We start from the raw sequence: 16,701 nt of genomic DNA on the forward strand, positions 1-16,701 counted from the left end.
TCCTCTATTTAAAGGATTCCACCAAAAGCACTTTTCAGGAACAAAGAATAATCAAGCGCTATAATCATGAACTTTCGAAACCGGACTGATCAAGGAGAAAAATGGTTAGATATTTTCTATTAAGAATATCTTATTAATTTTAAAAAGGGGGATAGTTATGAGCTTAGCCAGTTATATTGGGTGTAATGTAGAACTACCTTTAAGTTCCGAAGACTCAAATGATGTATTACTAATAGGTAATTCATTTTCGGAGGATTATCATCGATTAAATGTAAAAAAGTATCAATTCACTACTTGTTTTGTCTATGAGGTTTCAACCGATTGGGGAATCGATATTTCAATACACACTAATTCAGAAGTAAATGCTGAGTCAAAGAAGAAATTCATAAGACTATGCGAAATAATGGATAAGTTCCTGAAACCAGGAGAGTACTTTGAGGTTTATAGTTGTTGGTTAGGTGAAGAAACTGAGAAGAGAGAAAATGAGTTAACCCTAAAAATAAAGGACTTTAATGTAGATCAAATTGAAATAACAGAAAAAACGTATGTAAGAGTTGTTAAATAAAAGTTTTTAAATAACTATATTCTGCAAACAAAGCGCAAGAGTTTAAGAACGGAGCTGTCATTAGGCAGCTTTTCTTATTTAAGCTAAAAAAGCGCTTTTCTTGAACTGAACAAGGAAAAGTACTTATTTCAGTTTTATTGCCATTTTCAGGAATAAATATTGTGAAATTAATGAGAATTTGAAATAATTGGTGTTGAGATAACTGGTAGGATTGTTTATAAGAAAGAACTAAATGTTTGATAATCTCTTTGGAGGTGATTTACTTGAAAAACGTCATAAGGTTTAGACCAGAGTATATTACCATATCGTTAATAGTAATAGTAAGCATTATTTTTCTATCGACACTCCTAACTGGGCTAACATCAATAAAAGAAGTAATTACATATACTTTAATTATTGTCTTACTTTCTTTTTTAACGACAGATATTAAATACAATTCAAATAAGAAGAAATCATCAATTAACGCTTATAAGTATGTCCTATTAGTATTTCTATTCTCTTATTTAACTATATTTTAAATAGTACTTATTCTATAAACGAAGCGCTATTCTTCAAGAAGGAGCATAGCCTTTTCTTATTAAATTAAAGAAGCAGGTCAGTTAAAAATGGAATTTACTATAAATCACTTTCAAACAAGAAAAGAGTTTAGATTATGAAGAAACGTTTGTTTTTACTATTTTGTATTGGAGTCAGTTTAGTTGGATGTGTTCAAGAAAAAACAGTAAAAGCCCCAAAAGAAATACAAGCTGAAACACCACAACCAGAACATATTGAAGAAAAATCGTTTATAGTTGAAGAACGTCAAAGTGAAGGATATATAGATTTAAAAGAAGTTGTTAAACCTGATGAAATAAGGACTGTTGTCAAAATACTTGAAAATGTCGAATGGCAAGAAGATATTAAGGTACAGATGGCACTTCCTCCTGAATATCGTTTTAGCTTGGGTTCAATTAACTACGCTATATGGGTAACACCAACAGAAGATAGGTTGGAGATAATTGCTGAAGGTCAGTCAAAATATATAAAACTACCAATAAGAGACTCAGAAATTTTATATAAAATAATTACTGGAAAAGAATTTTAAGGTAAAAATAGTTCTTAACTAAACGAACGGGGGCATTAATTCATGTACAATCTTCCGCAATAGAAGCGCGATTGTTGCACAAAGTGATCGCTTTTACATATCAAAGAAGAACTATTAACAGAGTACTTTATAGGAGTGAGATTTTGAAAAAACATATTTTGATTTCTCTTTTAGCCTGCATATCTATGTTTATTAGTGGGTGTAATTTTTTTAAAGGGGATAAATTACCAATAGAGATGGTTGCCTTTAATAGCCTAACAAAAGAGGAACAAGATAAAATTCCTGTGTCTCCAAAAGATTCATCAGTAAAAAAAGTGACTGTAAATGATGAATTAAGTGAACAGCTTGGCAATAATCTTATCGGTAAGAGGCTATATGCAGTAATATTTAATGGTACTGAAACTGATTCTTTAGGCAAACTTATTGTCTATGTGGATTTGAATAAAGAGACAGTTGTGGGAAAAGGTTACGAGAAAAAAACTAAATAATTGATTCTCCACAAACGGGCGCTTTTATGTAATAAAAGAGGAGCATATATTATACATGAATAATTTGTCTTCTCATTATTTTTAAGTATTTATATAATATAGGCCTTGATAAATAATGAAGTCACAGCGATTTATCCTGAATTAATCAATATAGATTTACCTAATGGTACTGTTATAGAAGGTGAAATAGTCGTTTCTGATGAACAGGGTAAACCTGACTTTGAGGCCACAATGGAACGTTTTAGATCCAGGAAAGCGCCGTATGAAATATTATATAATGTGTTTGACATCATTCAATATAATGATTAAAAAGCCGCTCACCTTCCATTATTAGAACGTAAAGAACTGCTGCAAAAAGTAATTCCTACTCATCCTCATATCCATGTAGTACAGTCGCTTCCAGGTAACGCTAATGCTTACTTTGACCTTGTTAAACAAAATCACCTTGAAGGAATTGTTATGAAGCGTTCTGATAGTCCCTATGAAATTAACAAACGTTCATACAATTGGCTCATAGTAATAAACTTTCAATATAATGATGTCTACATTACAGGTATACGTAAAGGTGAGTTGTACTGTTATCATTCCTAGATAGGAGACCTGCTGGAATAATGGAATTTATGCCACCTGAAGCACGTAAAGAGTTGTATTCTATGTATAAAACAAACTCAGAAAATGATAAATTTAAGATTATTGAACCTATTGAGTGTCGCATCAAATATCGTAACCTAACTAAGCAAGGTAAATTACGTATTCCATTATTTGTGGAGTGGTTGTAATAAGCTCCACATTACATAATTTATTCTTTACTTAAATTAGTTTGAGGTGGGCGGATCTTCGGATTTAAATATCTACTTCTAAACTTTTTTTAATTTTATTAGGTATTATTCAAATTGTATGCTATCCTTAGTTAACCATTGAAATACCTTTTAGTATGTTTGCCTCCCCCCATTCATTTTAGAGTGGGGGTTTTTTATTGTCTAAAAAAATAGAGAAAATAAAAAAGGACTCTAATATAGAGTCCTTTAATCATTATGCTTTGTTTACGTTAGTAGCTTGAAGACCACGTTGACCTTGTTCTGTGTCAAAAGTAACCTTTTGGCCTTCATCTAAAGATTTAAATCCTTCGCCTTGGATAGCTGAGAAATGTACGAATACATCGTCTCCACCTTCAACTTCGATGAAACCGAAACCTTTTTCTGCGTTAAACCATTTTACTGTACCTTGTTGCATAATTGTTGCCTCCTGTGTGGATTCAATCCACAATTTATTACTATAGTTGCTCAATTAGATATCAAAGGCGAAAGTTTTAAAAAACTTTTTCTTTCCTTACATACCGAACAAAAATAATTCTTATATAGAATAACAGATAATTCTTGGAAAAGCAAATAAGGAAAAATAAAAGACTTTTCACTCACTCGGCTTTTTTCTATATAATAGATAAATTTATTTATTTATGAAAATCAATGATTATCTTAGGGACAAATTTGTTGAAGTAAAAAAAGGGGAATAATCCTATAGAAGAAAGGCAGCTTATTTTGAACCTGCCATTATATATGGACAAATTGAATAATTTTATGGTATGTTTTTCTTATCGGAAAAATGGTCGGACAATAGATCTAATTAAAATTTTTCGATTAGATTATACTCTTATCTCCTTTTATCTTACATCGAACATACTAGAAACCACTTTTCTTGATAAACAAAATAGAAGAGTGGTTTTTATGTTGTTTATAAAATGTAAATTAGTATTCTCTATATAAAGCTAAAGCACGCCTGGTAGCGTGCTTCATCATTTCTTAGGAATAAACCTGATTTTTACGTGGCAAATCCTCTTTAATGTATTGAGTTAATAAGATATCTAGCTCCTGGCTATATTTTATAGATATGGTTGAATTAAGCCCGTACTTTAGGACAATGTCAATAAGCTCAGCTCGTTTCTTTTCAATCAGTTGTAGCATTTCTTGTTTAGACACGAGAACTTGTCCTTTCTGTCAAAAAATTGGAATACTTTAAGTATATCATTTTTTTCTTGTCATAGAAAATAACAATGAGTATATTATAAAGGGTTAATAGGTGGTATGAAAAGAAAAAATTGGCAGATGTTATACAATTGACATAAAAATGTCACAGATTGATACATATATTAGAAAGAAACATTTGCTAGAATAGAGAAGACGTTCTCTTTAGGAGGAATAGTATGGCTGATGTAAATATATTTTTAGCATTTGGAGCAGGATTCCTGTCCTTTATTTCACCATGTTGTCTGCCGCTTTACCCAGCTTTTTTATCTTATATTACAGGTGTTTCGGTAGGAGAGTTAAAAACAGAAAATGCATTGTTACAAAAGAGAAGTTTATTACATACAATTTTTTTCTTATTAGGTTTTTCTTCAATATTTATTGCGCTTGGATTTGGAACATCTTTTATTGGCGAGTTTTTTCAAAATTATCAAGATTTTATCCGTCAGATCGGGGCTATCTTAATTATAGTGTTTGGATTAATGATTGTAGGTGTGTTTAAACCTGAATTTTTAATGAAAGAGCACCGCTTTGAAATTAAGAATAGACCAGCTGGATTTGTTGGCACATTCCTAATTGGAATGGCTTTTGCTGCTGGCTGGACGCCATGTACAGGGCCTATTTTATCGACTGTTATTTGGCTCGGAGCAACAAATCCTGGTTCAGCTATGATTTATATGATTGCCTATATATTAGGGTTTGCTGTACCTTTCTTAGTTCTTTCTTTCTTTATTGGGAAACTAGGCTGGATCAAAAAACATAATGTGAAAATTATGAAGATAGGCGGATATATCATGATTGTAATGGGAATATTATTATTCTTTGATATCATGACCTCTATCATTATCTTTTTAACTCGGATTTTTGGTGGTTTTACAGGTTTTTAATATACTTAGATGAATTTTAATAAATTGTCATTTTAACTATATTATGTTGTGAAATTTGATATAATGGAGGTAGTGTGACTGATATTGCATTGTAGGCTATAGGAATATATGCCACAATTAAGTCAACTGTCAATCGCCTTCAAATAAGAAAGTTTTCAAGCTTTCTTTATCATGTTTGAGGAGGAACTAGGCATGGCTAGAATATTAATTGTTGATGATGCCAAGTTTATGAGAATGACTTTATCTAATATACTTATAAAGGCTAACCATGAGGTTGTAGGTGAGGGGGAAAATGGATTAGAGGCAGTAACTCTTTTTGAAAAAGAACAACCTGATCTAGTTACCCTTGATATTACAATGCCAGAAAAAAATGGTATACAAGCTCTTAAGGAGATTAAGGAAAAATATCCCGATGCTAAAATTATTATGTGTTCAGCGATGGGGCAGCAAAAAATGGTCGTTGAAGCAATAGAAGCAGGAGCAAAGGACTTTATTGTAAAACCTTTTGATGAAAATCGTGTACTTGAAGCAGTCGGAAGGGTACTGGGATAATGAGACAAAAACCATTTAAGTTATTCTTAAATGGTTTTTATTTTTCAACCTTGGAAAGTAGACCTTCTTAGATCTATATTAAATAGAGTGAAAAGTGAAAGATCATCTATGTATATAGATGAATTTCGTATATACTAAAACTAGCAGCTGTCTAGTAAAGGATTGATATTTTTGATAACTATTGCTTCTTCTATTATTGCTGTTGTCATGGCAGTAATTGTTTTATTTATTCGAATGAGGTCAGCTAAAAAGCCGGCTACAGCTAAAAAAATTATATTACCTCCACTTTTTATGAGCACTGGTGCTTTAATGTTTCTTCATCCTATGTTTAGGGTAACAGCAGCTGAATTCTTTGAAGCTCTTTTTGTGGGAATGTTTTTTTCGATTTTTTTAATTAAGACTTCTAATTTTGAAATTAGGGATAATGAAATTTACTTAAAACGATCGAAGGCATTTGCCTTTATTTTAATTGGTTTACTCATTATTCGAATTATTATGAAGTCATTTCTAAGTAATTCTATCGATGTTGGAGAGTTAAGTGGTATGTTTTGGATTCTAGCTTTTGGAATGATTGTTCCTTGGAGAATCGCAATGTACCGTTCTTTTCAAAAGATTCATAAACAACATAGCGCTTCAACAAATATTCGTACATAACCTTGCATAAAGCACAACGAAAAACCCGAAAATCGAATGATTTCGGGTTTTTGTTTTAAAACAAAGCTTTATAAGGGGAATAATCAATTTGTTTTTCTTTCAATCTTTTCATAAGAAACTTATGATCACGTTTAGGAGTAGCTAATATATATCCACGAATAATTAAATCTAAGTTAATCTTTTTTGCGTTTTCTTTTAAAGCTAGTTGACCAATCCTTCCTGCTATTTTTGCCCGGGCTACATCCCGGAATAGTTCTGGGACGGGTTCTACTAACTCTTCTAATAGAATTTTTTCTTCTTCATTCCATAAATGTCGGGTTTTTTCTAAATAGTAATCCTGCCAATCAAGATCTGATTTACCATCTTCTTTAGGAAGTCTTTGTAGAAATTTTCGAAACATAAAAAAACCACCAATGGCTAACATTGAAACTAAAAATACAACCCAAAATAATATGAACCAAAGAAACCAACCTTCTAACATCATTCTTCATCACCTCTTGTTAGTCAAATCCATAAAAATAGGCAGCTAGAACACCTAAAATTAGGTGTATAACTACCAGTTATATCGATTAATTTTATAAGCATATTAATGTAAAAGAAAGCATCTTACTTTTTTCTATTCATGATGCCCAAATGCATGATGTTCTTTTGCCAAGAGGAGTAATGATTTTTTCACAGCTTCTACTTTTTTACGGTCATAAGAAGAGGTCATTAAATCATTTAGTTCAGCTTGAACATGAAACATGGAATGTTTATAAAAAATATCAATACGAATCGTTCCAACATCTGTTGGTAAATAAACAAATTCATATGTACGCGACATACTTGTTCCTCCTGAAAAAACACCAATTTAGTATTCATTTTATAGCTCGTTCTCTATACTTTTAATAATAGCAGATAATATGTAGTTTGGCACTATTTTGATGACAAAAAGAAAGCGGCAAACAAAATGTTTGCCGCTCTAGTCCCTTCCGATCCGTACATTGGTTAAGTGTCCCGCAACAAGCGCGAATGATTCGGAAGGGATTATTAATAAAATATCATAAGTACTATTTTCTGTAAACAGGAAATAGTAGGGGAAATGATAACACTACAAATTCTTACTTACTGCATCATATTAGTGTTTTGTTGACTCATTTGCGTATTCTGTGTAGTAGTATACGCGCCAAGCATTTGATTCATATCTTGTTGTTGAAGTTGTGGAACTTGATAATAGTGATTTTTATTTTGATATAAGAAAATTTCATAAGCCATTTCAATAAAGTTTGGTACACTGTCAGCGATAACTCGACGTAATACAGGGTTTGTAATTTCGCAAGCAGACATGCTTAATAAGCCAGCCATTGATTTACATTGACCAAGCATAAATGAGGATACACATTGGTCTCCTAATTCATTTATAGACTGAACAGGTTTTTGAGGTTGAGAAGGCTTTAGACCATAAAAAACATCATTACTTTGTTGCATATTAAAGACCTCTGTAGAATGCGAGGGTTTATTACCAGTTGAAAAGGATTCAACCATGATGTTATAACAGTCACTAATAAACGAATATTGACGTTGAAGAATATTCTTTAGTTCTGGATCCTTTATAAATTGGCTGTACATTAAATATTGATCCAACATCCCAATCATGCCTGAAATTACTTCTTGTGATTCAAACATTTCATGTCCACCATGATTCATTTTAGGTTGCATATTAGGAGATTGCTGCATCATGACTTGTTGATTCATTTGGTTTTGCATTATTTTATCCCTCCATTTAATTTAGTACATAACTATAATTCTCAATAGAGTTTAAAAACATGTAGTTAAAATCACAAATAAAAAAGGGAAGATTCCCATAAACTTTTACTATTAAAAATACTATACATAGATGTGATATGTAACATAGTGAAAATGAATTGGGAACAAAACAAGCCTTATAATAAGTAGAGAGAAAAAATTCCCCAAAATGTATTTGAATGTGAAATTAGGTTTATTTTGGTGTATGATAACAAGGAGACTATGTTAAGAGAGGGAGAACGAGATGAACAATTCAATAGCAGTACAATTATTTACTCTAAGAGAAGAATGTGAAAAAGATTTCTATGGAACTTTAGAAAAAGTAGCAGAACTTGGCTTTAATGGTGTTGAATTAGCAGGTTATTATGGAAAAGATGCTGAAGATTTAAAAAGCACGCTTGACCGACTTGGTTTAGTAGCAGTTAGTAGTCATGTTTCACTTGAGAGAATGGAAGAAAATCTTGAGGCTGAATTAGAGTATTTAAAAAAACTTAATTGTAAAAATATTGTATGCCCTTACCTTGTTGAGGAAAGACGGTCTGAGTATGATCAACTTGCTAAGTTTTTAAACGAAGCTGGAGAAAGAAGTCTTCAAGAGGGGATTTCGTTAAGCTATCATAATCATGATTTTGAATTAGAAAAAAGCGATGATCGTTCTCATCTTGAAAGACTTTATGATGAAACGAGCCCAGAATTTGTTAAGGCTGAACTGGATGTATATTGGTTAACATTAGCAGGCCAAGATCCAGTTGATTGGATGAATAGGTATAAAGGCCGTATGCCGTTAATTCATTTAAAAGATATGACAACAGACGATGAGAAAACATTTGCTGAGTTAGGAACAGGTGGAGTAAACATCAAAGGTATTTTAGATAACATTGAGCAGGCTCAGGTTCAATGGATGGTTATTGAGCAAGATAAATGTAAACGTTCTCCATTAGAAAGTATCGAAATAAGCATTAATTATTTAAAGAATGCATTATCAAATAGATAATTGGAAAAGAGCATACTTACATGGTATGCTCTTCTCTTATTGTATCAGGTCAGAAAAAAGATATTGAGTTCCTTTTGGTTGTTAAGCTGAAGGTGAGTTTTCATTTTTAGGTACATTTAATTCTTGCCTTAGAGAAGCTTGAGATTTTCTATAAGCTGTTGGAGTAAGTTTTTTTTGTTCTCTGAATACACGAGAGAAGGTTTGAAAACTCCGATAACCTACTTCTAAAGCAATATCAGTAACTGGAATAATAGTGGAAGTTAATAAACTACATGCATGGCGAATTCGTACTTCATGTAAAAAATGAACAAAATTTTGGCCGAGTTGTTCTTTAAATAACTCACTTAAATAGGGAATACTGACGTGAAATTTCTTAGAAAGACTTGTTAGGGTGATATCTTCATGATATTGAAGATGGATATAGTGGACAACATCCCATATTACCTTTTTCTTTGTTGAGTTTGAGTTCTTGGGTGTAACTGAATAATTTTTCTTGCGAATACGTTCAACTAAAACAATGACCTCAGCCAACTTTGCCTTTAATAAAATATGTTTATATGGCTTATTATCGGTATATTCAATAAGCATGTCATGAAGCATTTTTTTTATATGTATAAAGTCTTCAACATCTAATGCTATATATGGTTCAATTGACAATTGATCTGTATCTGATAACAAGCCTTGCAAATCCAGATCATGTAAGAGTCTTAAATCGAAAACGCAATTAAATAAAATGAGTGAAGTGTTTTTGGCTGATATAATTTCATGAATTTGATAAGGCAAAATAAAAGTAAATGTACCGGGTTGCATGCGATGTTTTTTTCCATTAATAATTTCAAAACCTTCTCCCTCAATCACTAAAGAAAACTCAAGATAGTCATGTCGGTGAGATGGAAAACTTGTGTGAATATTGTTTATTGATAGGTGAAATGGAAATGTTGTATTCATATTAGGGTACTCAGATAAGTACATCGGGAAATTTGTCATGGTAACGTTTCCTCCTATCAGAAGAATTGAGATATATAGATGAAAAATTGATCAGCATTTTTTTATCTTTTATTTTATCATAAATGTAAACGCTGTTATTGATTTATTACAGAAATCTTCTAAGGAAAATGTAATTTAATACATAAAATGGAGGTATTACGATGGAAATACAAAAAATTCGACTTGGAATAATTGGTGCGGGTGCTATAGGAAGTGTTCATTTAACAACCTTTTCCAAATTAGGTGAGGATGTGACCCTTCAAGGAATAACAGATGCTTATCTTCCATTAGCTGATCAAAGAGCAAAGGAGTTTGGAGTAAAACAAGTTTTTTCAAGTGCTGAGGAATTAATTCACGATTCAAATATAGATGCAGTTATTATTGGTGTCCCTAACAAATGGCATGCACCTCTTGCAATTCAGGCTTTAAAAGCAGGAAAACATGTGCTAGTGGAAAAACCGATGGGCATTAACAGTGAAGCAGCTAAAGATATTGTAAGAGCACAACGTGAAACAGGCAAGGTTGTCATGGTAGGTCACCAGATGCGTTGGCAGTGGAATATTCAGCAAGTAAAAGAACAAGCTGAAAAAGGTGCTTTAGGAAGAATTTATCATGCAAAAACAGGTTGGTTTCGCCGTAAGGGAATTCCAGGTTGGGGAAGCTGGTTTACGACAAAATCAGAAGCTGGTGGAGGTCCATTGATTGATATAGGGGTTCATATGCTGGACTTAGCTTTATATTTAATGGGAAATCCAAAGCCAGTATCAGTATTCGGTTCCACTTATGCTGAGTTTGGTCCGAAGAAAAAAGGAATCGGTAATTGGGGAACTCCTAACTGGGAAGGTCAATATGATGTTGAAGATTTAGCAACAGCATTGATTAAAATGGAGGATGGATCAACATTATCTCTCGAAGTTAGTTGGGCAGTAAATATGGATACAAGTAATGAACCGTTTATTCATTTAATGGGATCTGAAGGTGGAGCGTCATTAGGTGGCAACAGTGCCAAAATTCTTACAGAACAATTTGATCGTCCAATTGATATTGAGCTATCTCCAAAACCAAATGAAGAAGAAGATCGTGTTCAATTAAGTAGACATTTTGTTGAATGTATTCGTAACGGAAATCAACCGATCACATCAGCAATGACAGGGTTAACTAATAATCTTATTCTGGATGCCATATATGAATCTTCAAAAACAGGTCGTGAAGTAGTCCTGGATTGGAATATCTAACTTTTACGGTTCTCCTTTGTGCTGGGGGAATATAACAAGGAGTGACTTTCATGTTAAGAGGATTAACGAAAGCTGGGTTAGGGGAATTCGAAGATGATAAGCAATTGATCGAATTAGCGGCTGATTATGGATTTCAATCTGTTGATCTTGATGCTAGAAGTTTTATTACTACATTTGGTTTGGATCATGCAAAAGAAATACTAAGTGAGAACGATGTCTCAATTGGTTCAATTGGGCTTTCGGTTCAGTGGAGAACATCGGATGATGATTTTTCCAGCAGTTTACCCAATCTCATTTTGGAGGCACAAGCAGCAAAAGAACTTGGGTGTTCACGTTGCTGTACATATATATTACCCTCAACAGACTTAAAGTCCGCACATTTAATGAGCCTAGCGGTTAAACGCTTAAGAATTTGTGCAGAAATTTTAAGTGCGTACGATATCCGTCTTGGTTTAGAATACGTGGGTCCACATCATTTAAGAGGTACGTGGAAAAATCCATTTATTTGGACACAAGAGGAAACATTAAGTCTTATTGATGCAATAGGTTTACCGAATGTAGGATTATTATTAGATTCATACCATTGGCATACAACAGGTTTATCAAGTGATGACATTGCCAATTTAAATGAAAGTCAAATCGTTCATGTTCATATAAATGATGCTGCTAATTTACCTGTTGAAGAACTTAAGGACAACGAAAGATTGTACACAGGTGAAGGCATTATTGACTTAGAATTGTTTCTTAAGAGTTTACAGAAAACGGGTTATAAAGGACCGATAGCTCAAGAAGTTTTAACCTCGAAACAAGCAACACAATCAATACACGAAATTTTAAGACGTTCAAAAGCAGGGTTTGATAGGGTATTTAATAATTTGTAGGCGTAAATAAACATGAGAAACCTCCAGCAATTTAAAGGAGGTTTCGTTTCGTTATGTCAAAAAATATAACTGAAAACTATTCGTTTAAAACTTTTTCCATAACCGCTTTTGTTTTCGGTCCAAAAACTCCGTCATTAGTAAGCTCTGGAAATCGCTTTTGAAACTGAATGATAGCCTCTTTTGTTTGCTGACCATAGATTCCGTCAATAACAACGTTATAACTCATATCATTTAAACCTTTTTGTAGAGTTTTTACTGCTTCACCTCTACTACCTAGTTTTAGCATTTTTTCATCAAATCCAAATGAATTAACCTCTTTGGACAGAGAAGCATGTGTATTTGGTCCATAAATTCCATCAGCTTTTAAATTGTTTTTGGCTTTTTGAAAAGCGAGTACCGCTCTTGTTGTATTTGGTCCGAAAATTCCATCTTCAGATAATTCTGCGCCCATTGCTTTATTTAAAGCCCGTTGCATAATTTTAACATTCTCTCCTTTTGATCCTTCTTTAAGAATTGAGGATAGATCAAAAATTTCATATTGTAAACTTTCCTGGGCATTAACCCCTGTAGAGGGTATTCCTAAAAATAAAGCTGATGCTGTCACAATTGTTGCAGTTAGACTTTTCCATTTATACAAATAAATCATCTCCCTTTGTTTTGACTCTTCACATATAGAACGAAAGATGTTTTTGTATTGTTTCAATTTCAAACTGCCTAAATTTATAACTCGAGAGGATCTATCCAAACGGAATGAAAGTTAGTTAAACCGTAAGAATCAAAAGATACACCTTTTAAAGACGAATGATAATGCAGTGTATTTGTTGCGTGGTAAAGAAAATGAATAGTATGATCTTTCTTTAGGATTTCTTCAATTTGTAAGAAATAAGATATTCTTTCATTTTTGTTCTTCTTCAATTTCATAAAAGCAAGCTCCGTATCAATGATCTTTTTTGTTTCATCATGAAAGAAATTTCTAATAAACGAATGATCACTTTTGAAGAGTGTATATAATCCAACCTCAACATCACGATCCAATATAACTGATAACAAAACGAAATCGGAATTAGATATTGTCTCATGGTTGTCATGCGAAATCGGCGTAAGGGAAATGTTCAACCCAATCTTTTTTGCTTCTTTTTGGATCCAGCATGCACTTTCATACCCTTCATTAAGGTTAAAATAATAAAGCTTAATAATCTCACCAGCATAATGACTTTTTTGTAAATAATTTTCAGCAATGTCCAAATGCTGTGAATCACTGTTTACTTTTTTACTATATGGTGTTAGAAAACTTGTTGCTGGTATACGCCGGTTTCCCTTTAGCTCATTCACTAAATGACTTGGATTAATGAGATGTTTTATACACAAACGAAAGTAACTATTAGATTGATAGCCGTTTTTTGTCTGATTAAATAATAGAAAACGACTTCCTTCTAATTTTTGTTTGTGGATGACAGACTTTTGTTGCTTTTCACCTATCTCCAGTGTTGAAGCATTATTAGGAGCATCGTTGCTTTTTTGCATCCAAATATCAATCGAATCAATTAATGGTCTTTCTCGAAAATAAGAATCAAAGGCTACTAGACGAATAAAATGTTTGGTATGCTCCATCACTCTAAAAGGCCCTGTTCCGTTTGGTAGGTTATGTTTTTTATATGAATGGTGAAGAACCGAACAGTGAAAGGAAGTTAACACTCTTGGGAAAAACAGGTTTTGCTCCTTAAAGTAGAAGGAAATAGTGTGTTCATCATTTATCTCGACCTTTAATAAGTCATCTAGTAGGGGAGTGATACTTGTATGTTTACCAACCGTAAGCAGGTACTCGAATGTGAATTTCACATCAGCAGCTGTAAATATTTCGCCACGGTGGAACATAACAGATTTTCTTAAGTAAAAAGTCCATTTTTTTTCATTGTTATCATAATTCCATGCGTAAGCTAAGCCAGGACTTAATTTTTGTTCACGATGATCATAGGTAACAAGTGTACTATAAATTTCCTTCACTAAATGAGCCTCTGAGTATAGAAGAACATCCATAGGTGTTAATGTAGTAATTTCTTGTGATAATAAAATCTTTATAACGTTAGTGGAATCTTTTTTTGATTTCTCTATTTTGGGACCAAGCTTTATTGATAAGATGGTATATAAACTTTTCCGTCCTTCTTCGTTCAAATAAGAGGCATTAATAAAATTTACAACATCGATTATCTTTTCTTCAGAAACCATTTCAGATACATATTCTTCTGCTGATTCAATGAATCCTTGTAAAAAAAGTAGTGTTGATTTTTTTCCACGACCTCTACCAGAAACCCATTTTAATTTATGCGCTGTACTTAATTTTTTTATTAAGTAATTTGCATTTCTTTCGGAAATTGAAAGTATTTCAGCAACTTCCTTAAGAGTGATCGTAATTTCTTCGTTATTTTCATAGTGATCAAATATATTTCTTAAGATTAATAGATGTTCGATCTGTTTCATATATCCTCCAGATAAAAGGTGCAATACATACTTTGTTTTTTCACTTTTTAGTTATTGTATTTCAGGTTTAAATAAATAATAACAGATAATTGTGAATGGGGGATGTGAGGATGATTGAATTACTTAAAGATAAAACCTATTTAAGGTATTGGTTGGCAGTTGTTGTGTCATTTTTAGGAGACGCAATGACGATAACGACTGTTTTATTCCTTATTGGTACAACTGTGGAAAATCCATTGTTAATCGGATTTGTATTTGTTGCTCAATTACTTCCTGCTGTAATTCTTGGGCCATTAATAGGGCCTTTAATAGATAAATATTCAAGTCGGAAAATGATGATTTTTTCGGATGTTTTTCGATGCTTCACGGTATTAAGTATGATTTTATTTGTTGATAAACCACTCGTTTTGATTTGTCTCACTCTATTACAAGGGATAGGTACAGCGTTTTTTGAACCAGCGAGAATGGCATCAATACCAATAATAGTTGGAATAAATCGTATACCAAGTGGTATTGCTTTGTTTCAAACAACGGTTGCTGTTATCAAATTAGTAGGACCTGTACTCGCTGGCTTATTATTAGCTTTTCAATCGCCTAGTTTAGTATTTATACTTGATGCATCATCCTATATCATTTCTGCATGTTTAATATTCAGCTTAAAAATTTTAAAAGCTCAAAAAAAAGATCATAACACAAATTCATATTTTAATAGTCTTTGGACCGGAGTTAGGGAGATGATCAAAACCCCAATTCTATTATTTATGATACTTTTGTTGTTCCCGGTTCTGATTGGTTATGGTATGTTTTTAACAAATTATAAAGCCGTATTGCTTCAATATTTTCAAGTATCTAATATAGAGTTCGGTATTTTAGAAGGGATATTTGCATTTGGAACGGTAATCGGGGCAATCGTAGGTTCTTATGCTATGAAAAAAATTGTACATTACCAATTATTATATATTGCAATTGGTACACTTGGTCTAGGTGTTGTCAGTGTTTATGGCATTATAAAATTAGACGTAATGTTTAGTCAGTCTGTCTTCTTTATACTAGGGGGATGGAGTTTCATTACAGGCTTAGCCAATGCTTTATTGATGGTCCCGACAAGTTCGATCTTTCTACTACATTTACCTGAGGCTATTAGAGGAAGAGGAACGGCCATTTTTTATTCTATTTTCAATTTGTTTTTATTAGCCGGTACCCTTCTTGGGGGCTTTATTGCAAGTTCAATCAATATCCTGCTTGCGTTGATCCTATCTGGAGGGATACTACTTATCACAACCATCTCTTACCCAATATATAAAAATACATCATTGATGAGGAAGGTGAAAAAACAGCTATAACAAGGTGAATTAATTATAGATACAATACAAATATATGTGACTGGCTTTATTTTTATAGGTGTCGTAAATATGTATCACATGTGACATAGTCGTGTTATAATTAGTGACATGGTTTTTAAATCTATCGGAGCTGATACAGATGAATACACTAGAAGTTATGACAAATTTAAATAAAGTCATCCCCTATTTCCAAGCCATTTTCAGTGCAGATAGTCATACAATTATCGGTTATGAGGTTTTGGCTAGAATCGAAACAGATGATGGGATAGAGAGTTTAGGTCCTTTTTTTCATGACCCGACGATACCAATGGAATTTAGTCTTGAGGTGGATGCATTTATCCATGAAAAGGCGTTGGAGGTCATACTTAATAAAAAAGAAGATGTTCTACTGTTTCTAAATGTGAATGCAAATTATGTGATGATTGATAATGGGGAAGGTCTTCTTACCAGGCTTTTAACCTTTCGTGAACGTGGTCTTATGCTTTCAAAAATAGTAATAGAATTAACTGAACATAATGTTAATGGTGATATGTTAATGGTGGCCACACTATGTCAAAAAATAAAAGCTTTAGGTGTAAAGATTGCAATTGATGATGTTGGGGTTGGAGCAAGTAATTTAGATCGAATTGGAATGCTTGAGCCAGACATATTAAAAGTAGATATTCATGCGTTAAAAAGCAATCAACAAACAACGTCTTATGATGGGGTATTGTACTCGTTATCTTTACTAGCTAGAAAAATAGGGGC

22 protein-coding genes are annotated in these 16,701 nt (G+C 32.7%); 14 read left to right on the plus strand and 8 right to left on the minus strand.

The window, feature by feature from the left end; genetic code table 11:
• Positions 1–157 precede the first annotated feature (157 nt).
• The 6 genes from ACEWK1_RS04555 (at position 158) to ACEWK1_RS04580 (ending at position 2,916) form a co-directional block, all read left to right on the plus strand.
• Positions 158–565 carry a hypothetical protein gene (locus ACEWK1_RS04555; protein ID WP_212134648.1) on the plus strand — a complete coding sequence of 136 codons (408 nt, stop codon included), beginning with the start codon at positions 158–160 and terminating at the stop codon, positions 563–565.
• 263 nt (positions 566–828) lie between these two features.
• Entirely contained in the window at positions 829–1,083 is a 255-nt protein-coding gene (locus ACEWK1_RS04560; RefSeq protein ID WP_212134650.1) for a hypothetical protein, read from the plus strand.
• A gap of 134 nt (positions 1,084–1,217) precedes the next feature.
• Positions 1,218–1,649, plus strand: coding sequence for a hypothetical protein (locus tag ACEWK1_RS04565; protein WP_212134652.1), 432 nt, complete (start codon positions 1,218–1,220; stop codon positions 1,647–1,649).
• Positions 1,650–1,792: 143 nt separating this feature from the next.
• Positions 1,793–2,137 carry a hypothetical protein gene (locus ACEWK1_RS04570; RefSeq protein WP_212134655.1) on the plus strand — a complete coding sequence of 115 codons (345 nt, stop codon included), beginning with the start codon at positions 1,793–1,795 and terminating at the stop codon, positions 2,135–2,137.
• Positions 2,138–2,515: 378 nt separating this feature from the next.
• Positions 2,516–2,728 carry a hypothetical protein gene (locus ACEWK1_RS04575; RefSeq protein ID WP_353056963.1) on the plus strand — a complete coding sequence of 71 codons (213 nt, stop codon included), beginning with the start codon at positions 2,516–2,518 and terminating at the stop codon, positions 2,726–2,728.
• Positions 2,729–2,748: 20 nt separating this feature from the next.
• Positions 2,749–2,916 carry a hypothetical protein gene (locus ACEWK1_RS04580; protein ID WP_212134657.1) on the plus strand — a complete coding sequence of 56 codons (168 nt, stop codon included), beginning with the start codon at positions 2,749–2,751 and terminating at the stop codon, positions 2,914–2,916.
• A gap of 253 nt (positions 2,917–3,169) precedes the next feature.
• Here the strand turns inward: ACEWK1_RS04580 and ACEWK1_RS04585 are convergent, their stop codons facing one another.
• Both ACEWK1_RS04585 and ACEWK1_RS04590 read right to left on the minus strand, forming a co-directional pair.
• The gene (locus ACEWK1_RS04585; protein WP_026560151.1) at positions 3,170–3,370 is read right to left on the minus strand and encodes a cold-shock protein; all 201 of its coding nucleotides are present in this window, start codon (positions 3,368–3,370) and stop codon (positions 3,170–3,172) included.
• A gap of 566 nt (positions 3,371–3,936) precedes the next feature.
• Positions 3,937–4,113 carry an aspartyl-phosphate phosphatase Spo0E family protein gene (locus tag ACEWK1_RS04590; protein ID WP_121661511.1) on the minus strand — a complete coding sequence of 59 codons (177 nt, stop codon included), beginning with the start codon at positions 4,111–4,113 and terminating at the stop codon, positions 3,937–3,939.
• Between the two features lie 224 nt (positions 4,114–4,337).
• On the opposite strand from ACEWK1_RS04590, the gene ACEWK1_RS04595 reads away from it, so the two are divergent.
• The 3 genes from ACEWK1_RS04595 to ACEWK1_RS04605 all read left to right on the plus strand — a co-directional run bounded on the left by ACEWK1_RS04595 (position 4,338) and on the right by ACEWK1_RS04605 (position 6,251).
• Positions 4,338–5,045: a cytochrome c biogenesis protein CcdA gene (locus ACEWK1_RS04595; protein ID WP_121661512.1), complete on the plus strand. Its 708-nt coding sequence runs from the start codon at positions 4,338–4,340 to the stop codon at positions 5,043–5,045.
• Positions 5,046–5,237: 192 nt separating this feature from the next.
• Positions 5,238–5,597: a response regulator gene (locus tag ACEWK1_RS04600; RefSeq protein WP_098799184.1), complete on the plus strand. Its 360-nt coding sequence runs from the start codon at positions 5,238–5,240 to the stop codon at positions 5,595–5,597.
• Positions 5,598–5,759: 162 nt separating this feature from the next.
• On the plus strand, positions 5,760–6,251 hold the full coding sequence (locus tag ACEWK1_RS04605; RefSeq protein WP_373995092.1) for a CcdC family protein: 492 nt from the start codon (positions 5,760–5,762) through the stop codon (positions 6,249–6,251).
• A 55-nt stretch (positions 6,252–6,306) separates the two neighbouring features.
• On the opposite strand, the gene ACEWK1_RS04610 is transcribed toward ACEWK1_RS04605, so the two are convergent.
• The 3 genes from ACEWK1_RS04610 to ACEWK1_RS04620 form a co-directional block, all read right to left on the minus strand.
• Positions 6,307–6,732 (minus strand): DUF2621 family protein, encoded by a 426-nt coding sequence (locus ACEWK1_RS04610; RefSeq protein WP_121664941.1) that lies wholly within the window; start codon positions 6,730–6,732, stop codon positions 6,307–6,309.
• 135 nt (positions 6,733–6,867) lie between these two features.
• Positions 6,868–7,074: a hypothetical protein gene (locus ACEWK1_RS04615; RefSeq protein ID WP_121661514.1), complete on the minus strand. Its 207-nt coding sequence runs from the start codon at positions 7,072–7,074 to the stop codon at positions 6,868–6,870.
• A 281-nt stretch (positions 7,075–7,355) separates the two neighbouring features.
• Positions 7,356–7,997 (minus strand): spore coat protein, encoded by a 642-nt coding sequence (locus ACEWK1_RS04620; protein ID WP_121661515.1) that lies wholly within the window; start codon positions 7,995–7,997, stop codon positions 7,356–7,358.
• A gap of 283 nt (positions 7,998–8,280) precedes the next feature.
• Between ACEWK1_RS04620 and ACEWK1_RS04625 the strand changes: the two genes are divergently transcribed.
• Positions 8,281–9,030 carry a sugar phosphate isomerase/epimerase family protein gene (locus ACEWK1_RS04625; RefSeq protein ID WP_212134659.1) on the plus strand — a complete coding sequence of 250 codons (750 nt, stop codon included), beginning with the start codon at positions 8,281–8,283 and terminating at the stop codon, positions 9,028–9,030.
• An 81-nt stretch (positions 9,031–9,111) separates the two neighbouring features.
• Here ACEWK1_RS04625 and ACEWK1_RS04630 read toward each other — a convergent pair whose 3' ends face one another.
• On the minus strand, positions 9,112–10,017 hold the full coding sequence (locus ACEWK1_RS04630; protein WP_212134661.1) for a helix-turn-helix domain-containing protein: 906 nt from the start codon (positions 10,015–10,017) through the stop codon (positions 9,112–9,114).
• Positions 10,018–10,178: 161 nt separating this feature from the next.
• On the opposite strand from ACEWK1_RS04630, the gene ACEWK1_RS04635 reads away from it, so the two are divergent.
• Both ACEWK1_RS04635 and ACEWK1_RS04640 read left to right on the plus strand, forming a co-directional pair.
• Positions 10,179–11,252: a Gfo/Idh/MocA family protein gene (locus ACEWK1_RS04635; protein WP_121661518.1), complete on the plus strand. Its 1,074-nt coding sequence runs from the start codon at positions 10,179–10,181 to the stop codon at positions 11,250–11,252.
• Positions 11,253–11,302: 50 nt separating this feature from the next.
• Positions 11,303–12,133: a sugar phosphate isomerase/epimerase family protein gene (locus tag ACEWK1_RS04640; RefSeq protein WP_121661519.1), complete on the plus strand. Its 831-nt coding sequence runs from the start codon at positions 11,303–11,305 to the stop codon at positions 12,131–12,133.
• Between the two features lie 76 nt (positions 12,134–12,209).
• Here ACEWK1_RS04640 and ACEWK1_RS04645 read toward each other — a convergent pair whose 3' ends face one another.
• Together ACEWK1_RS04645 and ACEWK1_RS04650 are read right to left on the minus strand one after the other, a co-directional pair.
• Positions 12,210–12,770, minus strand: coding sequence for a peptidoglycan-binding domain-containing protein (locus ACEWK1_RS04645; protein ID WP_162987295.1), 561 nt, complete (start codon positions 12,768–12,770; stop codon positions 12,210–12,212).
• 83 nt (positions 12,771–12,853) lie between these two features.
• A complete protein-coding gene (locus ACEWK1_RS04650; protein ID WP_121661521.1) occupies positions 12,854–14,611 on the minus strand; it encodes an ABC transporter substrate-binding protein in 1,758 nt (585 codons plus the stop codon).
• A 110-nt stretch (positions 14,612–14,721) separates the two neighbouring features.
• On the opposite strand from ACEWK1_RS04650, the gene ACEWK1_RS04655 reads away from it, so the two are divergent.
• Together ACEWK1_RS04655 and ACEWK1_RS04660 are read left to right on the plus strand one after the other, a co-directional pair.
• Entirely contained in the window at positions 14,722–15,954 is a 1,233-nt protein-coding gene (locus ACEWK1_RS04655; RefSeq protein ID WP_212134663.1) for an MFS transporter, read from the plus strand.
• 139 nt (positions 15,955–16,093) lie between these two features.
• On the plus strand, positions 16,094–16,701 hold a 608-nt coding region (locus ACEWK1_RS04660; RefSeq protein WP_416635751.1), incomplete at its 3' end, for an EAL domain-containing protein.

Source organism: Metabacillus sp. YM-086 (assembly GCF_048059995.1).
Lineage (GTDB): Bacteria > Bacillota > Bacilli > Bacillales > Bacillaceae > Metabacillus > Metabacillus litoralis_B.

Coding starts and splice junctions, on each gene's coding strand:
- ACEWK1_RS04595 (WP_121661512.1), top strand. CDS start 4,338: ATGGCTGATGTAAATATATTTTTAGCATTTGGAGCAGGATTCCTGTCC.
- ACEWK1_RS04585 (WP_026560151.1), bottom strand. CDS start 3,370: ATGCAACAAGGTACAGTAAAATGGTTTAACGCAGAAAAAGGTTTCGGT.
- ACEWK1_RS04555 (WP_212134648.1), top strand. CDS start 158: ATGAGCTTAGCCAGTTATATTGGGTGTAATGTAGAACTACCTTTAAGT.
- ACEWK1_RS04635 (WP_121661518.1), top strand. CDS start 10,179: ATGGAAATACAAAAAATTCGACTTGGAATAATTGGTGCGGGTGCTATA.
- ACEWK1_RS04580 (WP_212134657.1), top strand. CDS start 2,749: ATGGAATTTATGCCACCTGAAGCACGTAAAGAGTTGTATTCTATGTAT.
- ACEWK1_RS04630 (WP_212134661.1), bottom strand. CDS start 10,017: ATGACAAATTTCCCGATGTACTTATCTGAGTACCCTAATATGAATACA.
- ACEWK1_RS04565 (WP_212134652.1), top strand. CDS start 1,218: ATGAAGAAACGTTTGTTTTTACTATTTTGTATTGGAGTCAGTTTAGTT.
- ACEWK1_RS04625 (WP_212134659.1), top strand. CDS start 8,281: ATGAACAATTCAATAGCAGTACAATTATTTACTCTAAGAGAAGAATGT.
- ACEWK1_RS04610 (WP_121664941.1), bottom strand. CDS start 6,732: ATGTTAGAAGGTTGGTTTCTTTGGTTCATATTATTTTGGGTTGTATTT.
- ACEWK1_RS04600 (WP_098799184.1), top strand. CDS start 5,238: ATGGCTAGAATATTAATTGTTGATGATGCCAAGTTTATGAGAATGACT.
- ACEWK1_RS04620 (WP_121661515.1), bottom strand. CDS start 7,997: ATGCAAAACCAAATGAATCAACAAGTCATGATGCAGCAATCTCCTAAT.
- ACEWK1_RS04615 (WP_121661514.1), bottom strand. CDS start 7,074: ATGTCGCGTACATATGAATTTGTTTATTTACCAACAGATGTTGGAACG.
- ACEWK1_RS04650 (WP_121661521.1), bottom strand. CDS start 14,611: ATGAAACAGATCGAACATCTATTAATCTTAAGAAATATATTTGATCAC.
- ACEWK1_RS04640 (WP_121661519.1), top strand. CDS start 11,303: ATGTTAAGAGGATTAACGAAAGCTGGGTTAGGGGAATTCGAAGATGAT.
- ACEWK1_RS04655 (WP_212134663.1), top strand. CDS start 14,722: ATGATTGAATTACTTAAAGATAAAACCTATTTAAGGTATTGGTTGGCA.